The 20,901-nt window shown below is 34.4% G+C and carries 18 protein-coding genes, 1 tRNA gene and 1 pseudogene; 2 read left to right on the forward strand and 18 right to left on the reverse strand.

Annotated elements, in window-relative coordinates; genetic code table 11:
* Nucleotides 1-12: 12 nt before the first annotated feature.
* The 3 genes from AB6B24_RS10655 to AB6B24_RS10665 form a co-directional block, all read right to left on the reverse strand.
* Nucleotides 13-735 carry an epoxyqueuosine reductase QueH gene (locus AB6B24_RS10655; protein WP_023189145.1) on the reverse strand — a complete coding sequence of 241 codons (723 nt, stop codon included), beginning with the start codon at nucleotides 733-735 and terminating at the stop codon, nucleotides 13-15.
* A gap of 220 nt (nucleotides 736-955) precedes the next feature.
* On the reverse strand, nucleotides 956-1,525 hold the full coding sequence (locus AB6B24_RS10660; protein WP_311802806.1) for a hypothetical protein: 570 nt from the start codon (nucleotides 1,523-1,525) through the stop codon (nucleotides 956-958).
* Nucleotides 1,526-1,665: 140 nt separating this feature from the next.
* Nucleotides 1,666-2,499, reverse strand: a complete 834-nt coding sequence (locus AB6B24_RS10665; RefSeq protein ID WP_311802807.1) for a hypothetical protein — start codon at nucleotides 2,497-2,499, stop codon at nucleotides 1,666-1,668.
* 543 nt (nucleotides 2,500-3,042) lie between these two features.
* Between AB6B24_RS10665 and AB6B24_RS10670 the strand changes: the two genes are divergently transcribed.
* Nucleotides 3,043-3,597, forward strand: coding sequence for a TMEM175 family protein (locus AB6B24_RS10670; RefSeq protein ID WP_012897984.1), 555 nt, complete (start codon nucleotides 3,043-3,045; stop codon nucleotides 3,595-3,597).
* A gap of 181 nt (nucleotides 3,598-3,778) precedes the next feature.
* Nucleotides 3,779-4,537, forward strand: coding sequence for a TraX family protein (locus tag AB6B24_RS10675; RefSeq protein WP_311802809.1), 759 nt, complete (start codon nucleotides 3,779-3,781; stop codon nucleotides 4,535-4,537).
* Nucleotides 4,538-4,603: 66 nt separating this feature from the next.
* Here the strand turns inward: AB6B24_RS10675 and AB6B24_RS10680 are convergent, their stop codons facing one another.
* The 15 genes and pseudogenes from AB6B24_RS10680 to AB6B24_RS10750 all read right to left on the reverse strand — a co-directional run.
* Entirely contained in the window at nucleotides 4,604-4,957 is a 354-nt protein-coding gene (locus AB6B24_RS10680; protein WP_311802810.1) for a DUF1304 domain-containing protein, read from the reverse strand.
* Between the two features lie 96 nt (nucleotides 4,958-5,053).
* A complete protein-coding gene (locus AB6B24_RS10685; protein ID WP_003130484.1) occupies nucleotides 5,054-5,482 on the reverse strand; it encodes a universal stress protein in 429 nt (142 codons plus the stop codon).
* Nucleotides 5,483-5,601: 119 nt separating this feature from the next.
* Nucleotides 5,602-5,763: a hypothetical protein gene (locus tag AB6B24_RS10690; protein ID WP_021468089.1), complete on the reverse strand. Its 162-nt coding sequence runs from the start codon at nucleotides 5,761-5,763 to the stop codon at nucleotides 5,602-5,604.
* A gap of 29 nt (nucleotides 5,764-5,792) precedes the next feature.
* Nucleotides 5,793-6,194, reverse strand: coding sequence for an arsenate reductase (thioredoxin) (gene arsC, locus AB6B24_RS10695; RefSeq protein ID WP_195935223.1), 402 nt, complete (start codon nucleotides 6,192-6,194; stop codon nucleotides 5,793-5,795).
* A 471-nt stretch (nucleotides 6,195-6,665) separates the two neighbouring features.
* Nucleotides 6,666-7,388, reverse strand: a complete 723-nt coding sequence (locus tag AB6B24_RS10700) for a M23 family metallopeptidase (protein ID WP_311802813.1) — start codon at nucleotides 7,386-7,388, stop codon at nucleotides 6,666-6,668.
* Nucleotides 7,389-8,245: 857 nt separating this feature from the next.
* A tRNA-Ile gene (locus tag AB6B24_RS10705) sits at nucleotides 8,246-8,319 on the reverse strand.
* A gap of 775 nt (nucleotides 8,320-9,094) precedes the next feature.
* The gene (locus tag AB6B24_RS10710; protein ID WP_369164660.1) at nucleotides 9,095-9,238 is read right to left on the reverse strand and encodes a hypothetical protein; all 144 of its coding nucleotides are present in this window, start codon (nucleotides 9,236-9,238) and stop codon (nucleotides 9,095-9,097) included.
* 219 nt (nucleotides 9,239-9,457) lie between these two features.
* Nucleotides 9,458-9,901 carry a type II toxin-antitoxin system PemK/MazF family toxin gene (locus AB6B24_RS10715; protein ID WP_369164662.1) on the reverse strand — a complete coding sequence of 148 codons (444 nt, stop codon included), beginning with the start codon at nucleotides 9,899-9,901 and terminating at the stop codon, nucleotides 9,458-9,460.
* 26 nt (nucleotides 9,902-9,927) lie between these two features.
* Entirely contained in the window at nucleotides 9,928-10,740 is an 813-nt protein-coding gene (locus AB6B24_RS10720; protein ID WP_369164663.1) for a DUF3800 domain-containing protein, read from the reverse strand.
* A gap of 327 nt (nucleotides 10,741-11,067) precedes the next feature.
* Nucleotides 11,068-11,982 carry a GH25 family lysozyme gene (locus tag AB6B24_RS10725; RefSeq protein ID WP_369164665.1) on the reverse strand — a complete coding sequence of 305 codons (915 nt, stop codon included), beginning with the start codon at nucleotides 11,980-11,982 and terminating at the stop codon, nucleotides 11,068-11,070.
* A gap of 9 nt (nucleotides 11,983-11,991) precedes the next feature.
* Complete coding sequence (locus AB6B24_RS10730) at nucleotides 11,992-12,453, reverse strand: phage holin (RefSeq protein WP_369164666.1); 462 nt, start codon at nucleotides 12,451-12,453, stop codon at nucleotides 11,992-11,994.
* A 15-nt stretch (nucleotides 12,454-12,468) separates the two neighbouring features.
* Nucleotides 12,469-12,816 carry a hypothetical protein gene (locus AB6B24_RS10735; RefSeq protein ID WP_195363107.1) on the reverse strand — a complete coding sequence of 116 codons (348 nt, stop codon included), beginning with the start codon at nucleotides 12,814-12,816 and terminating at the stop codon, nucleotides 12,469-12,471.
* 19 nt (nucleotides 12,817-12,835) lie between these two features.
* Nucleotides 12,836-16,693 (reverse strand): hypothetical protein, encoded by a 3,858-nt coding sequence (locus tag AB6B24_RS10740; RefSeq protein WP_369164667.1) that lies wholly within the window; start codon nucleotides 16,691-16,693, stop codon nucleotides 12,836-12,838.
* Nucleotides 16,693-18,225, reverse strand: a complete 1,533-nt coding sequence (locus AB6B24_RS10745; protein WP_369164669.1) for a distal tail protein Dit — start codon at nucleotides 18,223-18,225, stop codon at nucleotides 16,693-16,695. Before AB6B24_RS10745 ends, AB6B24_RS10740 begins: the two co-directional genes overlap by 1 nt.
* Nucleotides 18,225-20,901, reverse strand: a pseudogene (locus AB6B24_RS10750) (hypothetical protein); the annotation flags it as partial. The pseudogene AB6B24_RS10750 and the gene AB6B24_RS10745, both read right to left, overlap by 1 nt.

Genomic DNA, 20,901 nt, shown 5'->3' on the forward strand with positions numbered 1-20,901 from the left:
ACAAATCTATGATTATGATTGATTTCTAATAAATTTAATAGCTTCTCGATTCTGTTCTTTTAAATCAATCCCTTGGGCTTTAGCCGCAAAAATACATCCACAATAACATTGACGATAAACATCGTATTCTTTACACATCTCTACAGAACGTTTATAGCCATTATTCTTCTTAAAATCACTTGGAAGATAATTCACATCATAAATCTTTTGAATGTCAAGACCAATTTCATTAATTAATTGGCTATTCTTCTTTGGTGATAAAGTCAAAGCACTACCAAAATAATCAAAACCAAGTTCTAAAGCCTTCTCAGCAACTATATCTAATCGCATTTCAAAACAAGAGGTGCAACGTTTCCCACCCTCAGGTTCATTTTCTAAATGTTTTTGACGAACCATTTGTAAAAAGACGTTTGGTTCATATTCGGCAGCAATAAATTGAACATTATTTCCTGTCCGTTCATTAAAATCTTTTACAAATTGTTCTTGAACCATTTTTCTTCTTGTATATTCAGTTGATGGATGAATATTTGAATTAGCAAAATAAATCGTCACATCGGCTGATTGCGTAAGGTATTCTAATGAATAAGTACTACAAGGGGCACAACAAGAATGAAGTAAAATTTTGGGACGAACAGAATCTCTTTCCCAACTTTCACGAACTTTTTGAAAAACACGATCATAATTTATTTTTTGATTAGGATTCATTTTTTCAATGATATTTAAACTATTTTCCATCATTACATCCTTATATTCTCTCTATTTCTGTCAATTATTATATCACATTTTGAAATAAAAAATGACCTCTTTCAAGAGGCCACTATTGGTTATTATATCTGTTAAATCAAATTCTTGGAAATTTGAAAAATCTAAGAGATATTGGATAAGATAATTCTACCCATTTTCGAGTTTGCTTTCAATACCATTTATTGGTAACTTTTGTTAATCACAAAAATATCTACTCACTAAAAGAACTATTTTTTCTTCTTCTCGCTAAACTTTTTTCCAATTTTTTATTTTTACTTTTTATAAAAGCCGTAAAAGTTAAACTTGAAACCCCGGTTATTAACCAAGTTTCCCAACCATCTTTAGCATTAAATCTAGCAAATATTGAAATTTCTTTAACTATTTCTTTCCAAAATTCCGTCACTACTTCTTCCACTTCCATGTGTGAATTTGAATAAAAATGAGCACCAATTATTAATAAAAACAAAATACCCCAACCAATTATATAAGGCCAATTCTTTTTCATCAAAATTATCGGACGCTGATATTTATCCTCTTTTCCCTCATCTTTAAATTCAACTTTTGAAGCTTGCAGCCATCCCACCACAAATGATAAAAAGAGTAATATAATAGCCACCATTATATTTTCTTCACCCCAAGTCATCGTGATAAAAAACATTAGCGTTGAATACAAAGGCAAAATAATTAATTCAAGTCTGCTAACTTTTTCAAATTCGAACGAATGTTTTGATAACCTAAAAGCCAAATAAAATAATAGGATATAAGATCCAATTTTTAACATAAATACTCCTTCTGTATTCTATATTATATCCTAAAATTCAAAATGATTCTCAAACTTTTGAATGATTTTCATAAAAAAATGATCTTAAACAAATTTCTGATAAGCTCAAAAATTGTTTAGATCATTTTAAAAACTGTCATTTATTGAACCATGGAAGTATCCATATAAACTTTAGATATAATTCTGTAACCAGTCTCACTATTTACATCTTTAATCTCTAAATTACCATCAGAATTAATTCTAAATTCGTTAATTAATGTTTTATTAGCATTATCGGCACCACCATTAGCAGAGGGTGTATAATCGATTTTAAAAACTTTCACATTTGCGATATTACCATCAGTAGCCGTTTCTAAATCATAGACCACATCAATCCCAGGTTTCAACCCCTTTTGTTCAAATAAAGCATCTTGAACATCTACTACCCACATATTTATTTGATTCGTTGTTAATTGATTTTGTTTAATTTCTGGAAAACTTTGTGATACAACTTTCATTGCCGGATAATGTTCAAAATCAATCGCTTCAAGTTCTCCTGAACTATTAACTTTATAAGAGTTAACGGAATCAATTCGTGTCGCAGTATAATCTATTTTTGCTTGATACAAATTATCATCACTTTTAGAAATAGTAATCCGAAGAGGATGAGTATCTTGCATTTGATTGCTCTGCGTGATTGCTACCCATTGCTCAAATTGATTTTCAGTTAAATTTTTTGTATCCACACTCAACTGACTTTGAGTTGTTTCTTCTTGACTGCTACTTGATGTTTGGCTGCTTGAACTTTTCTGGCTTTCATTTATTTCACTAGTTTTTGAAGTCATTTCCTTTTTTGAGCTACTTTTTAAACTAGAAGCATTTGTCTTTACTCCACCAGTTTCATTATGTTTTACTAATGCAAAGCTTACTCCACCAATAATTAAAACCGCCACCGCTCCAATAGCAGCAAATTGCTTTTTTGTTAACTTTTTCATCTGATACTCCTCCCAAAATCATTCTAGCTTAAATTAATCTAAAAATCTATTATTTAGATATATTTCTTTGTATTCTTTTCATAATCTAAAACAGCACCTGCTCCATTTAGTCAAACTTATGAATTCAATCAAGGAAAAAATATCCTTAATTTTAATGATGAAGCAAATAAAATTTATGACATTCGTATAATTGACACTAATAGCACAAGCTCTAACTTCTCGTTTATAGCCAAATTAGATTCAAATAACTTTACAGAATCATCTGTACTCACCTATTTTAAAGCTTTCTTTGGTGCAGAGGCAGAAAACTATAGTTTTTTTCCTGATAAAGATGGAGATACTTTCATAATTAGTGTAATTTCTAATGAAATACTTACAAATGGTGGAAGTGGAACAGTGGAACTTTATCAAGTTTTGCCAGATGGGTCTTTCTATCTAGCCACTCGTGATTCAACTAACAACACCTATATAAGATATTAATAAAAAGCTAATAAGCTCTTTCTATAACAGAGTTTATTAGCTTTTTTTGCTATAATTATAAGTATGAATAAAAGCAGAATAGAGGCGCTTACTGACGGAATATTTGCCGTAGTAATGACCCTAACAGTTTTAGAATTTAAAGTTCCAGAAGACGGAAACCTTTTTTCACCAAATGTATTACTTATGCTCCTTATTTATATCACTACTTTTGTTGCCCTTGCTTCCATTTGGAACTCACTGCACCATGTAATGACATTTATCAAATCAAATAAAGTTGATGAGTTAATTCTCTGGTCTAATCATTGGATTCTACTTATTGTTTGTCTCTTTCCCTTTTCAACTGTTGCACACGCAGAACATCCAAACTCTTTGACTGCAAGTTTAGCCTATGTTTCAACCTATTTAATTCCTTGGATTAGTTTAATTGTTTTCAGTCAAATAATTTATAAACAATACAATGGGAGTGCTACTCTTCGAAAGAGAAATCTGGAAAGAATTAAAATCTTTCTAGTCTTTTTACTACCTGGAGCTCTGATATCACTTGTTTGGTTGTACGCTCTGCCAATAGTGACTATTTTAATGGCAATAAATTGGGGAAGACATAGCAATTTTGATTAAGCGTCTAAACAACGCTTTTTTATTACCGTTTTGCGATTCATAGATTTCTTGACTCCAAACAATTTATTTCTGAAATATGAATGAGAATTTCCTCAAAACTGACCTTACATAAACGTAAGTTATACCTTCTATTTTCCATATTAAAATAGATAAGTAAAATATATTTTTGTGAGGTACTTTTTTGAAACAACGTTTTGGTTTATCTGGCTATCAACTTAAAATAATAGCAATCATATTCATGCTACTTGACCATATTTACCTAGAAGTTCTTCTAGGACTTCCTGGGATACCCGATTTTTCTATCTTAGATATGGCATCCCGATTCGTCTCTCCTCTCTTCTTTTTTCTAATGATTGAAGGGTTCTTTTATACCCGAAGTCGAAAAAAATATCTAACACGCCTTCTAGTTGCTGGAGCAGTCATGGCTCTCGGAAATTTAGTCATACATTATCTCATGAATGTCTCCATAAGCTTTTTTAATATCCTTAATCCAAATATCTTTCTGAGTTTAGCCTGTGGTTTTGGTGCTGTATGGCTCCTTGATACTATTATAGAAAAGAAGAAAATATTGCTGATTTTTCCGCTCATTTTCGTTTCAGCTCTTTCAATATTTACAGAAGCAAGTTTAGTTGCTCTAATCCTTCCATATTTAATGTACGCATCACGTAAAAGTGGAAAAGATTGGATTCTTTATATTGGTACACTACTTTTATCAATCTTATTTCTTCTACAGGCCTTTTCTTTTGACACTTCCATGTCGCTTTGGCAAAGTATTTCTCTTAACCCAGAATTCCTAATCATCACCGTTCTTCCTTTTATTTACCTATACAATGGCAAAAAGGGTGGTCGCTCTTCAACCTTTGAAAAATATTTTTTCTATGGTTTTTATCCAATTCATATCTGGATTTTATTTATTATTGGTCACTTACTAAACCACTAAATAAATTTGAAATAAAAAAACGCTAATCGAAGCGTTTTTTTATTCTTAAAGAAGTTAATTTTAGGTTCAAAGCGATAGCAAAAGAACTATTAAAGTTACAAGTGCTGGTAAAGCTTGGACAAATAATATTTTTTTCGTCACTGTCAAAGCACCATAGATTCCAACTAAGATGACAAAAAGCATCGCAATAATAAAAACGGAAGTAGCTACATTCATTATGACTAGTACTATAATCATCAAACCAAAACCAAGGTTATAAATCCCTTGGTTGGAGAGCGCAACCTGTAATGTCTTATTTTTTAATTCAGATTCATCAAAACCAAAAGCGTCAGCTTGTAACTTTATTCCTCCAAACATCTCAATAAATCCAAACAATAAATGCTCTATTCCTACAATAATTATTAAAACAAGTGATATCATAAATTTTTCCTCAACTAGATTATATCAGTATAAATTAGATATAAAAAATAAAAAGACCTATCACTAATGATAGGTCTTTTTATTATAAACTGATTCTTATCCTTGAACGATAGTTACACCACAAGGTGCATGATTGACAACATAATTCGTCGTAGATCCTGCAAGTAATCTATCAAACGCTCCTGCTCCTGTTGCCCCCATGACAATTAAATCAATATCGTTTTCCTTAGCATATTGAACAATTTCTCGTTTTGGAGAACCCGATAAAATTTGCGTTTTGAATTTAGATTCTGCTGGAATAATAGAGCCTACTTTGAGTAAAATATCATTTGCCAACTTATCCAATCCTGGGGTCTCAACAATACCATAGTTAGCAATGCCATAATATCGCACTAAATCTTTGACGGTCAATACAATTAACTCCGCTTCAGACCATTGTGCTAACATTACTCCTTCTCGAACCGCATTATAAGCTTGGTCAGAACCATCGACAGGAACTAATATTTTTTTATACTGTTTCGCCATAATAATACCTCCACCTATTCTTATAATTTTATTATAATACTATCACTAACAAAATGAAAGCGATAAACATTGTATAATAAATCAAAATGAAAAACTGACCAGAATCAGTTAAAACTTATTTATTTTTTATATGCTTTAAGTTCTTCTTCTTTAAAATACAACTCTTGTATCCCATTAAATCTCACTAAGATTCCCACTTTATTTTCAGCGATTACTGTTCCTATAATTCCTTTATATCTTGTTTCTGGTAAACTTACTAATTGTCCGATTTTATACTTCATTTTCTCTCCTTTTTAATAGATAAAATAAATCATTTTTCAATCATTTTAACTTGTCCTTTTATTAAATCTCTTGTTTTTCTAAACTCAGCCAAAATTTCTGTTTCTGTCCCTGTCGCACGAGCAGGGTCTTGTAAGTCCCAGTGTTCGTGATTAACTCCTTTAGGAATCATCGGACATTTATCAAGAGCATCTCCACATAAAGTAATTATCAAATCACATTCATTAAAATAATCTAAATCAATTAGCTCAGATTTCTGAGAAGAAATATCTATTCCCTCTTCTGCCATTACTTTAACTGCACGGGGATTTAAACCATGCGTTTCTATCCCTGCGGACCGAACCTCCCACCCTTCCAAAATTTTATGCCCATAACCTTCAGCAATTTGAGAACGACAAGAGTTACCTGTACAAAGAAAATATACTTTTTTCATAATAATACTCCACTTCCTTTTTTATTAACTAATTATATACTATTTTAATTTTTTATATGTGTCTAGTATTTGTTTTCAAATTTTAAAAAAATTGAAAAGAAACCCACCATTGGCGGGCATCTAAAGAAGTCTTTATACGGGAAGATGATGGATAAGACAATCAAAATATTGATTACTAAGAAGGATATGGGTTTCAAACTCGCTCACGCACTCTATTACCCACCAGACTGTTTTCAAGACCACTCCCTTCAGCCAGACTTGAAACGATGTCAACTTCATTTTTCAATATATTAAATGTACAAAAATAGAAGATAGCCAGGCAAATATATAAAAATAGCCAGCATAACTGACTATTAAATGATATCGATATTTTTTGTGCATCAGTTTTAGGAATATCATTAGTAACAATAAAGCAGGGTTAACTCCTAACTATTATTGTGATCTGTCTTCAACTAATACTCACTAATATTTTTATTTAAAATTAATAAATTTTAATGGATACTGTTGTATCCACAACGCGTGTTGTGCCGCATTTTTATGTTGATTTGGCAATTTCTTACCTTTTATTTCTTCGTAAGTTCCTACGTAGTGATTATATGCTGCTTGCGCTTTAGGCCCTGCAAAAACAATTGTATTAATACCGTCAAATAAAAATGTTGCTGACTCTCCATCTGCTGAATATGCGTAAATCATTTCTTCCTCCTCTAAGTCTGGATTAGGATTCCCATCTCCATTTTGTATAATTGTTATTGGGTTCAACCAAGTTCCGTCATCTGTATATGCTGATGACTGTGCTTCAAGCCAATCTTTTTTTGTAATTCCTAAATGTAAATGAGAACTATTACGTGTACCTATCACTTGTCCAAGCGTTACGGATTGACCTACAGTGACATTGATATTAGATGTACTTGTTCCAAACTCTTGATAAACAATATTATATCCACCTGTTGTTTTAATTACAATTACTGTTCCAAATGCCGCATAACCAGTGGGTGCAAAATTTGCATAAACTACAGTTCCGGCATGAATTGCTTTAATCTGAGAATCTGGATATTTCGCTGAGCCAAAATCAAAACCATCATGAAAATAAAGTCCGCTTCCAGGTGGTCTCTCAAAACTTATCATCCCAAACTGTTGGCCTTCTTCATAGCCATTGTAACCACCGGAAAAGGGCCATCCCCATTCATTAGCCATAATTTCTCCTTTTCTATTAACTTCATTTAAATAGATTCGTCAATCTATAAAATACTACTCCTAATATTATTGTGTAGCTACATTTAAATTAGGAAAGATCCTATGCCGGAGTCGGACCGACTTTTTTTGTCCACACTTAGAATCAAATAAATCTTAATTAATTTTTATTTTTAATTTCATGTTTATATTATGACATATTAAACTTTATGATGTATACGTAAATTGTATTAACTATATTCATCGTTACTTATGAACATTTTTTTATATTTTTTATTATTTATGAAAAAAATAAGAGTTTATAAAATATTTATCACTCAGTGAATAATATAATATTAACTTAATTTCTTAAGTCACGATATAAATAGATTACTTGAGATCTTAATCCAGATTTAACAAGTCACTCATAAACATTTATTAATTGACTACATACTCAGTTGCCGGGCTTCTGTATTGACTTGTCTTTTCGTTAGCCTAAGTATCCCTCAAATACCATTTGCTAATTGGAACTTTTTGCTATCATTTGTTAACGAAAAACTCTGATATATGGTGATATAATAATTATGGCCAAAGAAAACCATTTTATTGACTATATTTGCAATTTATTTACACATTATCTTTTCATAAGCAAAATCCGGCCAATTTTGAAATTATTTCTTCTACTATTTTGTTGTCTAGTAGGAGTTTTTTTATTTAAATCGTAATCAATTTGGTAAAAAGAAAAATCGCTCTATTGAGCGATTTCTAATACTATTGGATTCTATAAAATCCATTCAATGGAGGCGAGGGGAGTTTTTAAAACGTTATTATAAAAGAGTTAGCAAGATTTACCCCTCTTTTTTTCACTCTTTGCTTATTTATGGTTCTTGCTGGACTCGAACCAGCGACCGAACGGTTATGAGCCGTTAGCTCTGACCAACTGAGCTAAAGAACCGAAATATGACAACCTGCAGCACATATCTTGGTTATTATATTAGATATATGTGGATGGAACTGCAGATTATCAAAGATACTGTAAAAGAAATTAATTTCTCATCCACTAAATATATTATAACATACTACTATAAATAATTGACAATTGTCTGAAAAATTGTTAATATTTAAATTGTTAGTACCTCTTATTTTTTGTATATACGAAATTTTTTCTGAATTTGTACTAACACACATCATCCTCTAGTTGGTAACTTTAAAGTTTACTGATTAGAGCTTTTTTTGTGCATAAATTTATGAAAAAACACCCTATAAAGGGCGTTAAATAATTTGTTAAGAGTTTTAGAACTCTTAGATTAAGAGATATCAAGATTTAATCTTGATTTTCTTAGTTTACTCTTATCATTTTATTTTGTCAAGAATTATATATACAATTAAATAAAAATTAAAAAAAGCGCCCCAGTTAGGAGAGGGACGCTTTGGAGTATTTATGAAAAAGTATATTTTTTGAATAAGAACATTATATAACTTTCCATTCTTTTTGTAAAGAAAAAAGCCATCGCTTTGGAAAAGGGCGCTTTATCTCTTCATAAACACTTAGCTATTTATATTTGTAATTGGAATAGCATTCATGATTCCATCATTATAACAACATCAATAAAATGACGAAGTAACATTTATTAACAAAAAAAGACCCCCAATTAAGGGGTGTCAGTGTTAGAAACTTAATTATAGCAAACTTCTTAACGAGAACAAAGAAAAACGCCCTAGAGCCAATATTATTTCTTTTTCCTGTAATCAAAAGCAAGACCAAATAACAATCCGATACCAATACCCATAGCTAAGTTATGAAAAATAATCCCAAATGCCACCCCTAAGCACAAACCTGTTTCGATTCCTAATCCATCACTACTTTTTTTCATAAGCTGTTCCTCTCTTTACGAAAATTATATCATAATAATGGCAAAAGAAAAACGTCCCGGAGGACGAGGGATAATATAAAAAAAGTCCTCGACAAGGAGGACACCACTTAACACAAGTAACGTTTGAGCTAACCTCTAACCATTGTGTGAAAGCCTATAACTAGATAAGCACCATAGTATTATAATATCACATGTTCCTTTTTATGTCAATTACTATACTTAAAAATTAAATAAAATCTTTATTCTGCTTTTTATATTACGCAAATCATCACTATCAACTTTTCCAAGTCTAGCTGTCATTCTAATAGATGAAACGCTTCGCATCTGTGATGTTTTAACACAAGAATCCCATTCTAAAAAATTATACTTGTCTTTTTTGAGAAAATAAGTGGTTTTATGCCGGAATAAATTTTTAGTCAATGGTGCAACAATCACCATACCATTTTTATTATAATGACTATCAGATAAAACTATTACGGGTCTATTTTTAGTTATTTCATATCCAATATTTTCTCCTAAATCACAATAATATATGTCACCAGTTGAAAAATGTCTGTTTTTCTGTGACTTATTTAAACGCAGCCAGTTTATGGAAAGCTTTCGTTTCTCTGGGCGCCATAAATTTAGCTTTTGCTCTTTTTCATTTTCTTCAATAATACTCATGCTTTTTTGTATTTCCTATCCTTTTTTTATTTGCAAATTTTAAGTCCTTTACCATCATGGTCAGGGTACTCGCTAAATTTCGTTTCAATGCTTTTGAATAATTGATCTCTTTCACTAGTTTTTACAAATCTGTGTATTCTATATGATAAAATATCAGCAAGTTCCAAAATCCAATATGATTTTTGTTTATCAGGAGTACTCTTTCGATTGAAATACACTCCATCTATTTTTCTAAAAACAAACGGACGATGATAATCATTTCCATTTTTTAAAACAGTATTGATTTTACCTAGAACACTGTTGTCTTCTTTTTGACCTCTAGATTCAAATAATATTACGCCTTTTTTATTTAATCTATTTAATTCATAGCAGAGCCGTTCCATAATATATTCTACAGATAACTCGTAGACAGGATAAGGATTAATATAGTGCGCATCGTGACTGTATTTATCTACATTTATGGAATAAATTTTATATTTTTGTTGCTGCAATAGTTCATTTAACTCTATTAAAAACTCATTATAGTTTATTATTTTAGGATTAAAAGGACCTTGTTTTTTTCTTATATCTTTTGAATGAAATACAACTCTTTCTCCGTTATATTTGCCATCAGTCCAATATTTTAACTTTAATTCCATTATAGAATCTCTAAGAGAATTAAAGTCTTTTAAATCAATAAGTACCCCCGTTAATGTAAACCACTTTTTATTTATATCTTCTTCATCAAAAACGCTATAATTTTTATCTAATTTCGCTGTACCGTTTTCATCAACAGCAAAAATAAAACCAGATTCCATACTCATTTCATCAATAGATGTAGGAGCATCTTCCCATCCCATAAACAGTTCTCATTCCTAGTTAATTATAGTAATCATTCTACAATTTATATCATACAAAGTCAATACTGTTATGGTTCAAACAAAAAACACCCGCCGAAGCGGGGTTTAAATTAGTTTCTTTTTGCAGCACAATCTTTGCACAATGATAATCCATCTTCATGAACCATATCGTCAATCTCAAACCATAGTCCACATTCATCACAAGATGTCCTGTTGTTTGCAATACTCATAAATATTTATCCCCTTTCATTTAGATATCTAAATTTTAATACTTGCTTTTATTCATGTCAATACCAAAATAACCCCTGACCGAAGTCAGGGTTAATTTTATTTCCAAGCAACTTCCACTGCTTTTTGATTGATTGATTGCAAGAATCGGATATACCACGGTGCATCTGTACGCCATTTATAGTGCTTCATGCTCTTACCAGTAGTATCTTTGTAGATTTCTGTAATAATCTTCCATTGATCAATGTTATTCAAAGCAACTACTTTATTTCCATTATAGAAATAAACAGTCCCTTGAGATTTGTTTGTTTTAGCGTCAATGATTTCGTAAGTGAATTTCATAAGGTCATCATCCTCCAATTCTGAATTTGAGTTATTGTTATTTTGTTCCGTAGCTGAACTTCCGCCGGCAAGCTCGTTCCATTGGCTAGCGTTGATATAAGCCAAGTTTAAATCAAGGTGTCCGTTCCAATTCATTAATGTGCCTGATGAACTATACTGGTGGATAGCTGCTGAACTCCAAGCGCCATATCCTTTGCCGTCTGCCCAAGGAGCGGACTGATAACCAGTAGGACTCATAGAAGCATACTGTGCAACCCACAGAGCATTACTAGTTGAAATAATACTCCAATTAAACTGACGAGTAACCTCTGCTGACATGTAAATCATTGGATTGATGCCAGTTTTTTCTTTTACACGATTCAAAAATTGACGAGCGCCAACATTTCCCCATGCGTTAATTGCCCCAGCTTCAAAGTCTAAGACCAGAACTGCTTTACCAATATAGTCTTTAACAACGCTGATAAAGAAGTCTGCCTCAGCGATTGGATTGCCAGTGCTAGCGAAATGATAGAAACCTAGAAGCTTATTTGCCTGAGTGACTTGACCAGCTTGTTCTCGCCAAGTTGGATTAATATATTTTGTTCCCTCCGTTGCTTTAATAAATACAAAGTCAGAAGGAACAATTCCAGCATTCAATTCTGCTTGATAGCTGGAAATGTCAATTCCATTCATAATAGCCCCCTATTCTTCAGTAAACCCTTCTGTTCCATTAATAATTGGTTCTACAAGATTAGCCAGTTCTTCGGCATTGGTAGAAATATTATCAGCTGTTTTAGATACTGATTGAGCAACTTCAGATGTAGCTTGTGCAACATCTTTAATTGTTTTAGCTGGGTCAGCAGTAAAGTTTTTTTTCAACTGAGCCAGCGAAGCTTCAATTTGAGCTTCAATCTGAGCTGGATTCGTTTTGATTTTAAGTTTCTTAGCTTCTTCTGTCACGTAGTTGATGGCTTCAGATAACTTTTCAGGATTCTCATTGAAGTTTTTCTGTGCCCAACTTACCGCTTGATTAGCCACTTTAGCCAGAGCATCCATATCTTTTGTATTGCTATGTTTTTTAGCAGCCTGTGAAATGAAGTAAGTCACTATAGAACCAGCTAAGGTCAAGATACCGCTAAAGATTGTCATTAAATTTTGATCCATTTTATTTTTCCTCTTTTATCTAATTAATTTTATAACTTCCATGATAATCGTATATATGGCCGCCGAAGCTCCGCCAATTCCGAAAATCAATTTCCAAAAGTTTGTTTTATCAAGCAACTTCAACTGAAACTGTCGTTCATCTGAACTTTCATTGCCTTTGATGACGGCTTGCAATATTTGCGCATTCTGTTCTGATTGACGAGTATTCTGTTCCCTTAAAAAACGGTTTGATTCATCTACACGAGCAAGTCCTTCGCTCATTTGTTTTTGCATTTCAACAGACATGTCGTTAAGCCGAGACAGTTCCTTATCATGTTGTTTGAGTTTAGTCTCGTGCTGCTCTACGAGCTGTTTTAATTCCATAACTCCTACTTTCTATTCTTTATCCTAATGGAATATTTATTGAAAACTGAATTACCTTGCCACTCATGGTCGTTGGATTGGGATTACCAATATTTATTTTCAAATCACTACCGACCGAAACGCTTGCAACGCTAAATTGACCTGGCGAATATAGTAACCCTAACGTATCAAATCCAGAAACACCACTAAATTTACTAGACAAAGTGCCAATTGTTATAAGACTGTTAGGTGCTATTGAAGGGATTGTGACGTCTTTCGACTGTGCATAAAAAACACCGTTATTTATTCTTGCACGTAAAGTTCCGGATGTTCCTACTCCACTCGATCGAGTGATGTCAGTCCAAGGAACGTCAGTTGATAACTTCGTGCCTTGAGGTGTAAGTTGAGCAAAATTTCCATCCGAATCACTTATGGAAAATCCTTGAGAATTGACCGCAACGTCTTTAGTAAAATTCGTTGAGTTATTAACGAACTTCATTGCAAAACCTTGCTCAGAGTCTATTGCTAGGTCATTTTTGGTATTAATAGTTCCGTCTGTCTTTGAAATAGAAATATGATTATCTTTAATTTCAGTAGAGGTTGTAACTGGACCATTAGTTGTTGTACTTACGAACTCACCATCAGTAATTGTTAAATTTTTACCATCAATTTTATCTGATGTTATCGATTCAGCCGCAAAGTTATTGACACTAAAATAGTTAATCACCCAATGAGTGCCATTATAGTAATACTCTGTATTTGGCTTAATCACTGTTCCATCACTCGCTGTAAGGTCAGAGGTACCTGAATATTTCCAAGTCAGTCCTTTAAAGCGTGTGGTTGGCTCAGTATCAGAAACAATTTTACCTGGGTCACCGTTACTACCAGAAGGTCCTTTGATGTTTCCAAGTACATCGCCAACTCCAAAAGTTCCACCACCGCCTCCGCCGCCAACGTTTACAGTATCAATTTGTAAAATGTTGCCAGATGGAGTGATTACGGTATCACCAATTTTTGGAGGATTATCAATGGATGGCGCTGGGCTTAAATCAGACCAATAATGACCACTATTATGTGGTACAGACTCATAACTACTTTTAAAAATCTGCTTTCCACGTTCACCTTTAACTCCCATCATTGCAACGGAATACCCTGTTTCGCTGGTATTATCCGTATAAGCCCAAACAGTCTTAGTCCACAGATAACTACCAGCTTCAACTGTCGGAACTGTGGCAGTCCAACCGCTAGTAGGTGCCGTTGTTCCACTTGTTGATCCTGCATAAGTAATGGTCGTAGTCAGAATACCAACACCATCTTTACCGGCAATTCCGTCATTACCGTTATTTCCGTCTTTAGAAATATAAGTTACTGAGTAACCTGTTTCTGATGAGTTATCTGTGTATGTCCAGACCGTTTTCGTCCAGAGATATTGACCTTTTACAAGACTGGGAACAGAACTTGTCCAGCCAGTGGTTGGTGCTGTCGTTCCGCTTGTTGAAATAGCGTAAGTGATAACAGTGGTTTTTATTCCAACACCGTCCTTACCTGCTATTCCGTCTTTACCATCTGCCCCATCTTTCCCGTCATTCCCTCGTATCAGACTCCAAGTATAATCAGATGGATTAGTGCTGTCTGCTTGCGTAAAGTCTGTGTACTGACCTATGAAGCTTGGCCAGTCAGCAGTTGTGACTTCACTAGATGAGGGCATGTATGGAGTGGCGGTTGAACCTGGTTCTAATTTAGCTTTACAATACGAATAAGTACCTATATCTGTGCCATTAGTCCATGCCAAGTCAGCTGCAAATTGCGTTGCACCACTATCGCCAGGGTCTGGCCAAGTGAATGTTACATAACCCTTTTCTCCAGAGTTTATCTGCTTGCTGGTAAGGACGTTCACTCTGCCTCCCGCATTGTTCCAGCGGAATATTTCAATATTAACAGTATGGTCAGCATTAGGAACTTCAACAGAAACCGTGTATTGTTGGCCAACTTTAGGTGCATTGTATACACCGATAACGGCAATGTTCCAATTGTTACCTGTTTTTGTAGAAGGCTTGTCAGAAGTTCCCGTGAACAAATCCAAATTCGGATAAACAGTTGTAAATCTATCAGTACCGTCAGAACTATAAGACCATGCTGTGTGAAAATATGGAGTCTTACCGTCAGCCCCCGGTTTGCCCGGTGTCCCTTGCGTTCCATCCGCACCTTTAACTAATGTCCATGAGTAATCGCTTGGAGTGTTTGAATCATCGATATTAAAATCAACATACATCCCGATATAGGTGCGATTAGAATCAGAAGTTGAAAAATCAGTTACACCATCGGCACTATTTGCGTATGCGATATGTGTATATTGCGTTTTTCCGTCAGCGCCTTTAGCACCATCATTAACATTAGTGATAGTCACCGACTGACTTGCGACTACTTTACCGCCAACTGTCGCTTTAAAACTATAAACTGCCTTATTCGCAACTCCGCTGGCATCAACTGTGATAGTCTGAGCATTCGCAACTACTGTTCCATCTTTCGACCATTCGTAGCTGTCTGCGATTGTTTCATTCGTTGCAGAACCTTTGAAAATATGAGCTGATAAAGTTGTTGAGCCAGTACCATTTTTAAACTGTGTGCCGTTAGTTGTGTCGATACTACCAATATATGGAGTAGCTGCATCGACCAACTGATTGACGATAGCCTGGATGTCTGTGGATACTTCACTCTTTAGCTTCTTATAATTTGAAAAAATAAGTTTATTATTTTCAGGATGTGTTTCAGATACTATTTTTTCTGAAACCCTAGCAGATAATAAGAGTCCTACATTGCCATCAATGTCAATATAATTATTATCTTGTATGATGACCGTATCGCCTTTTGCAAGTGGGGGGCCATCTCCAATTTCTGCATTTACTAGTTTTGATGATGGTGTCACAGTATAAGTAACTTGATGATAAGCGTACTGCTTAAATTGGCGCACCGCATAAGCCCACATATCATTTACATTCTTGTAGTCAGTAGTAAAATCTATTCTCGTCCAAATATCGTCTTTGTCTTTCGATAATTGTGCAGGATATATTTTAGCTGAGAGCGGTGCAAATGCAGTATCACTACCAGCTCTTTTATAAAATTCTTCCACACCATCTGCATTTATATAACTGAATGAAGCGCTATTCCAATTTAAATTATCTGCCCCAGTTACAGTTGTTGCATTTAAAAATCCTTCTGTGCTAACGTCACGTTCTACAGCTTGAATATTTTCTCCAAATATTAGACGAACATCATCTCTTTTTTTACCTACACCTTGTATGTTCAACCCATCATTTTCTTTGTAGATGTTGAGTGTAACTGAGCCAAGAGACCCATCATTATTAAGCTTAGTAATAAATTCAAACTCTGCATCAAAGTTTCCAATAACAGAAATTAAACGTGCCAATTTTGTCTCTTGTCCATCATAGTTAATGGTTCGTGTCAGATTAGAAACTTCATTGATTCCGATTGTAATTTGAGCGTTTGATATTAATCCCATTTGGTCAAAATACCACTGGATATTATGGCTTGATGTATTAACAAGAGGGTTAGCTTGTTCACTCATCAGTTCTCTATCGAGAGAGACACAAAAGAATGAAATTTCTTCACTTGTTTCGTGGATAGCTTGTTCGGAAGCAGGGGTCATTAAATAATCATTCCCATCAATTTGAAAACTAAAATATGACTGTCCGTTTAGGAATCTAGCATACGATTGTAGCTTATTATTGATAACTTTCTTTACTGTAAATTTGAAAGTAGCGGCTCCCTGGTCACGATATTCATGGAACTCGTCATCATAATAATTCGGAAGTCCAGGGACATCATTACTCAAAAATGCAACTTTTTGTAAATTTACATCTAAAACATTAATTAACATTATAAATAGTTCTCCTCCCAACTATATTCAATTTCAAGCGGATGATTTACCCAATTTGAAGGATTAGTAACGATTGTGGTTTCTCCTGGTGGAATCATAAAAAAGTTCGAATCATTAACCATTTCTGTTAATGAAGAAATACCATTAACAAGAATGCTTCCTTCCCCCATATCTATTTTTGTTTCTGAATTAGCTGCATAACGATTAGGAACATCTTTCCAAACAGATACATTATTTTTAGTAAGATTTATTTGTCTAATTGATAAATTATTGATAAGTTTGTTCGAACCCTTAAATTGTCCAAGGTACAAGTAAACTTTTGAAACTTCAACATCCGCAAGTTCTGGAACATAAGTTGTTAGACGACTTCCGTACCAATAAAACCCTAAGTTTGCACCCTCTTTTAAAAAGTCTGCATCCCCAGTTGAACTGTTAAACATAACATTTGGTTTTTTTTGGTTTCTCTCGCCATTGTTTGTTTCAAATCCAAATGATGTGTACTCTTTAGGAGTATTACCTCCAATCCAAAATGTACAATTGGCTTTATTTCCACTCATGTCACTTTTGGTAATACCATAACCAGCCACCAACTTATCATTGATGTCAGTAAATAGAATTTGGAGGATTCCTGTTTGGCCCATAGCTCCCGCCCAAGCTAATAAATTAAAGTGTGAATAGAAGTTCACGGCCCCAACGCGGCCATTAGAATCAGCCGGTAGCGTCATAACTTTCATTCCACCGCCTGCGATTTGGGATTCTGACATTGTTCCTTGAGTTGCAAATCTTAGCCCATCACTTTGAAAGCTAATCGTTCCATTCGTCCCAAGCGCTGAATTTTGAGGATTAGTAGTCCCGGTTGCATCTTTAAATTTAGAAAAACTTAAATCAGAATTGCTATTATACAAATATTCACTTTCAGGTTTTACAACTCCATCTGCTTCTTGGATATTCCCCATTTCAAATGCTCCAGTTGGAGCTGCAATACCGATATATCCATTTTCTTGACTGCACTTAATCTTAAAACGTAACCAAGCTGGAAGTGTACCTTTATTTTTAATAACTGCTGTTACTGAACCATCAACTGTGCTAGGAGTAATTGTTCCGTTTGCTCCACCAGAGTTAGATAAATTAAGGACGTTTGTAAAGCTTGAAACTGCGTGACCAGAAGGAACTAAAAAGGTTAGTGTTCCTTTATTTGATTCTGGTTCATAAGATTGTTCTCCGTCTGGCAATGCATACCAGACTTTATTTGGTTCATCTTCAAATACTAAGCCTAAGGTATCTTCTGAATTGATATAACTTGCTAACTTTTGCTTGTTTGCATTTATCTCACTAAAAAATGTTCCTTTTATCAAATAATCAAAAGAGATATTTCTTGGCCCACGAGATGATGTGATGACATCAACGCCTTCTTTTTTAGCTTGCGTATTATTATTCCAGCCTGAGCCGATGTCACGCTTTATGTTAGTGACACTTTCGAATAAATCTGAAAGAATGTTATCTCCATAAGTAACTTTAATTACTTTGCTCATTAGTTCCTCCTTCCGTTTACTATATTATCGATTGATTGGTTAATAGACTGTTGCTTTGTAATCGACGGTGTTAGCGCTCTTGCAGCCTCATCTTTGTCAAATACTGCATTGACTGGGCGATTTGCTAAAGATTGAATTGCTTTAATAACATCATTATTAGTACCACTGTCTAGAATAGCTTTTAAAATAGCACTCAACAGCCCAGCATTATCAACAACTGGAGTATTAACTACTAACTGTTGTTGAACTGCCCGCATATCCCTAAATATTTTCGCATTAGCTGGAATACCACCAGTCCCATCAGCATATTTAGGGATGAGTTGTGCTGTTTTGCTAGCTTTTAAAATTTTCGTTCCTTTAGGCAGTGGCATTGTCACATCTCGACCTTCTGGAATAAAACTTACTCCATTAGGAAGGCTGATTAATTCCTTATAAGTCGGTCCTTTTTGGTCATTAACCATAGCAAGTCCGCCTGGATGGTATGGTGTACCTTGGGCGTTTTTAGTTGTATTCACAATCATGCTAATGGTCTTCGATGCTGGAAGATTCATGAAATTGTTATATTTAGTTCTAGCGTCAGTATCGTTCGCGAGTAAATCTACTGTTTTCCCAAGGAAATTATTTTGTATCCATGAATTAGCTGAATTAACACCACTTGCCGTTTGGTTGCTTGCTAATAATTTTTTTGCATCTGCAGGCAAATTATTCCATTGCAGAATTGCATTAGTAGCTCCTTCTTTTTTAGCTAGTACATCGAAGTTATTAGCAAGCATTTTCTTAACATTCTCAGGCATGGCATCCCATGCTTTTAATGCGCTAGCAGCTGCTCCTTTTTTGTTTTGGAAATCAGTATCATTACCAAGAAGCTTTTTAACATTTTCTGGCATAGAGTTCCATGAGTTTAATGCTCCGGTAGCATTTCCTTTTTTACTCAAAAAGTCAGTATCATCACCTAATAATTTTTTAGTTTGAGCAGGAAGTGTATTCCAACCAGTTAAAGCTTGTTGGGCCGTTTCTTTATTTTGTAAGAAATCTTTATTATCACCAAGAATTTTCTTAACAGAATCTGGCATTTCATTCCAAATTTTCATGTTTTGTCTACTATCAGCAATAGCAAGCAACCCCTGTTGATTGTTGACAACCAAATTCTTTTGTTCAGGAGAAAGCTGGTCCCATTGTCCACTAGCAATTAAAGCTTCTGCGACTGTAAATCTGGCATTCGTTGTTAAATTAGCGTTCTTCAAAATGAACTGCATATTATCCCAACCTTCTTTAGATTTAACAGCTTCTGCTATAACTTCAGGAGCATTCGTTTTGATTTCCCCAGTTTTAGGGTCAAAAATAATACTATTCCATGCATCATTGGCTTTTTTGGCGTCATCCGACATGCCAGTAGTATATTTAGCCAAGAGTTTGCCATTATCGCCTAACTTCTTGCTTGCATCACCAGCCTTAGCCAAAGCCTCATCAAATGATTCACCATATAAACCCATTTCTGCTTCAGCGTTTTCACGCCACTCTTTGTAACCAGCTTCACCTAATTTAAGGTTTCCTCTGATTACATCCTCAGCTTTAGCGACAGCTACTCCATATTTGCTTAGTTTGTCAACACGTTCTTGTTCTGCAGCAGCCATATTTTCGTTATAGGTATCTTGAGTGATAATGTGACCATCAAGCAATTTTTTCTGGTCTGCGGCTTGCTGATCGTATTCTTTATTTGCTTGTTCTCTCATCCCTCGCATGTCATTGATAACTTGTTGAGCTTGAGATTTAGACATGTTATTGAACTCGCCATTGAGAGCCTTCATTAGGGTATTCTTTTTATCACCCGTTATTTTAAGTGCGTCAGCTTCTGATTCAAAAATAACTTTCATATTTGAACTTACACGAGCTTGCTCATCAACTGTCAATGCTCTATTTTTTTCGTCACGTTTATTGGCATTGATGTAAACTTGAGAAATATCATTTGCAGCAGCTTCTACTACAGACTTGGCGTTTTCCCCTCTTTTTTTCATTTCAGCAATTTGGTCAGCGGTATAACCCGTTCGTTTCATTGCATCTTCAAGTTCTTTAGTTGATTTGTCAATATCACCTTTAGTACCTTCGGAAAGTGAATTGATAGCATCTTTAACTTTTTGAGCTGAATTTTGGCTTCCAGTACCGAACTCTTCCATCGCTACTTTGGCTTTGTCCACTCTATCTCTAAAGTTATCAATTTTATCAACAGTTTCTTTTGGTACTTCAACTTGACCAAAGAACTTAACTCTATCTTTTGCTTCATCTACAGCTTTGCTTACGCCGATAATTAACCCGGCTAGACCAGCTACACCTAAAACACCCACTGCCACTGGACTTAAACCAGCTAATATTGGAGATATTCCACCAAGAGAAGCGGATAGCCCGCCTCCCCCAGCTATCGCAGCAGTTGCTCCTTCTGCTTCTGTAGCAATTCCTCTAAGTGCAAGTTCGCCTGCCCCTTTTGCTCCAAGATATTTCAAACCATCAATTACGCCTTTTGTTGCATCGGTCATTTTTTCTAATGCTTTAGTGGTAGGATATACCGCTGCCGCTGCTATTGCCATTTTAATGATGAATTGTTGAGTTTCTGGACTTAGTTTTTCAAATGAGCCCGCTAAGTTATCTATTTCTTTAACGATTGGCACGATTGAAGGTAAG

It is taken from the genome of Lactococcus sp. AK05 (genome assembly GCF_041026685.1).
GTDB classification, from domain to species: Bacteria; Bacillota; Bacilli; order Lactobacillales; family Streptococcaceae; genus Lactococcus; species Lactococcus lactis.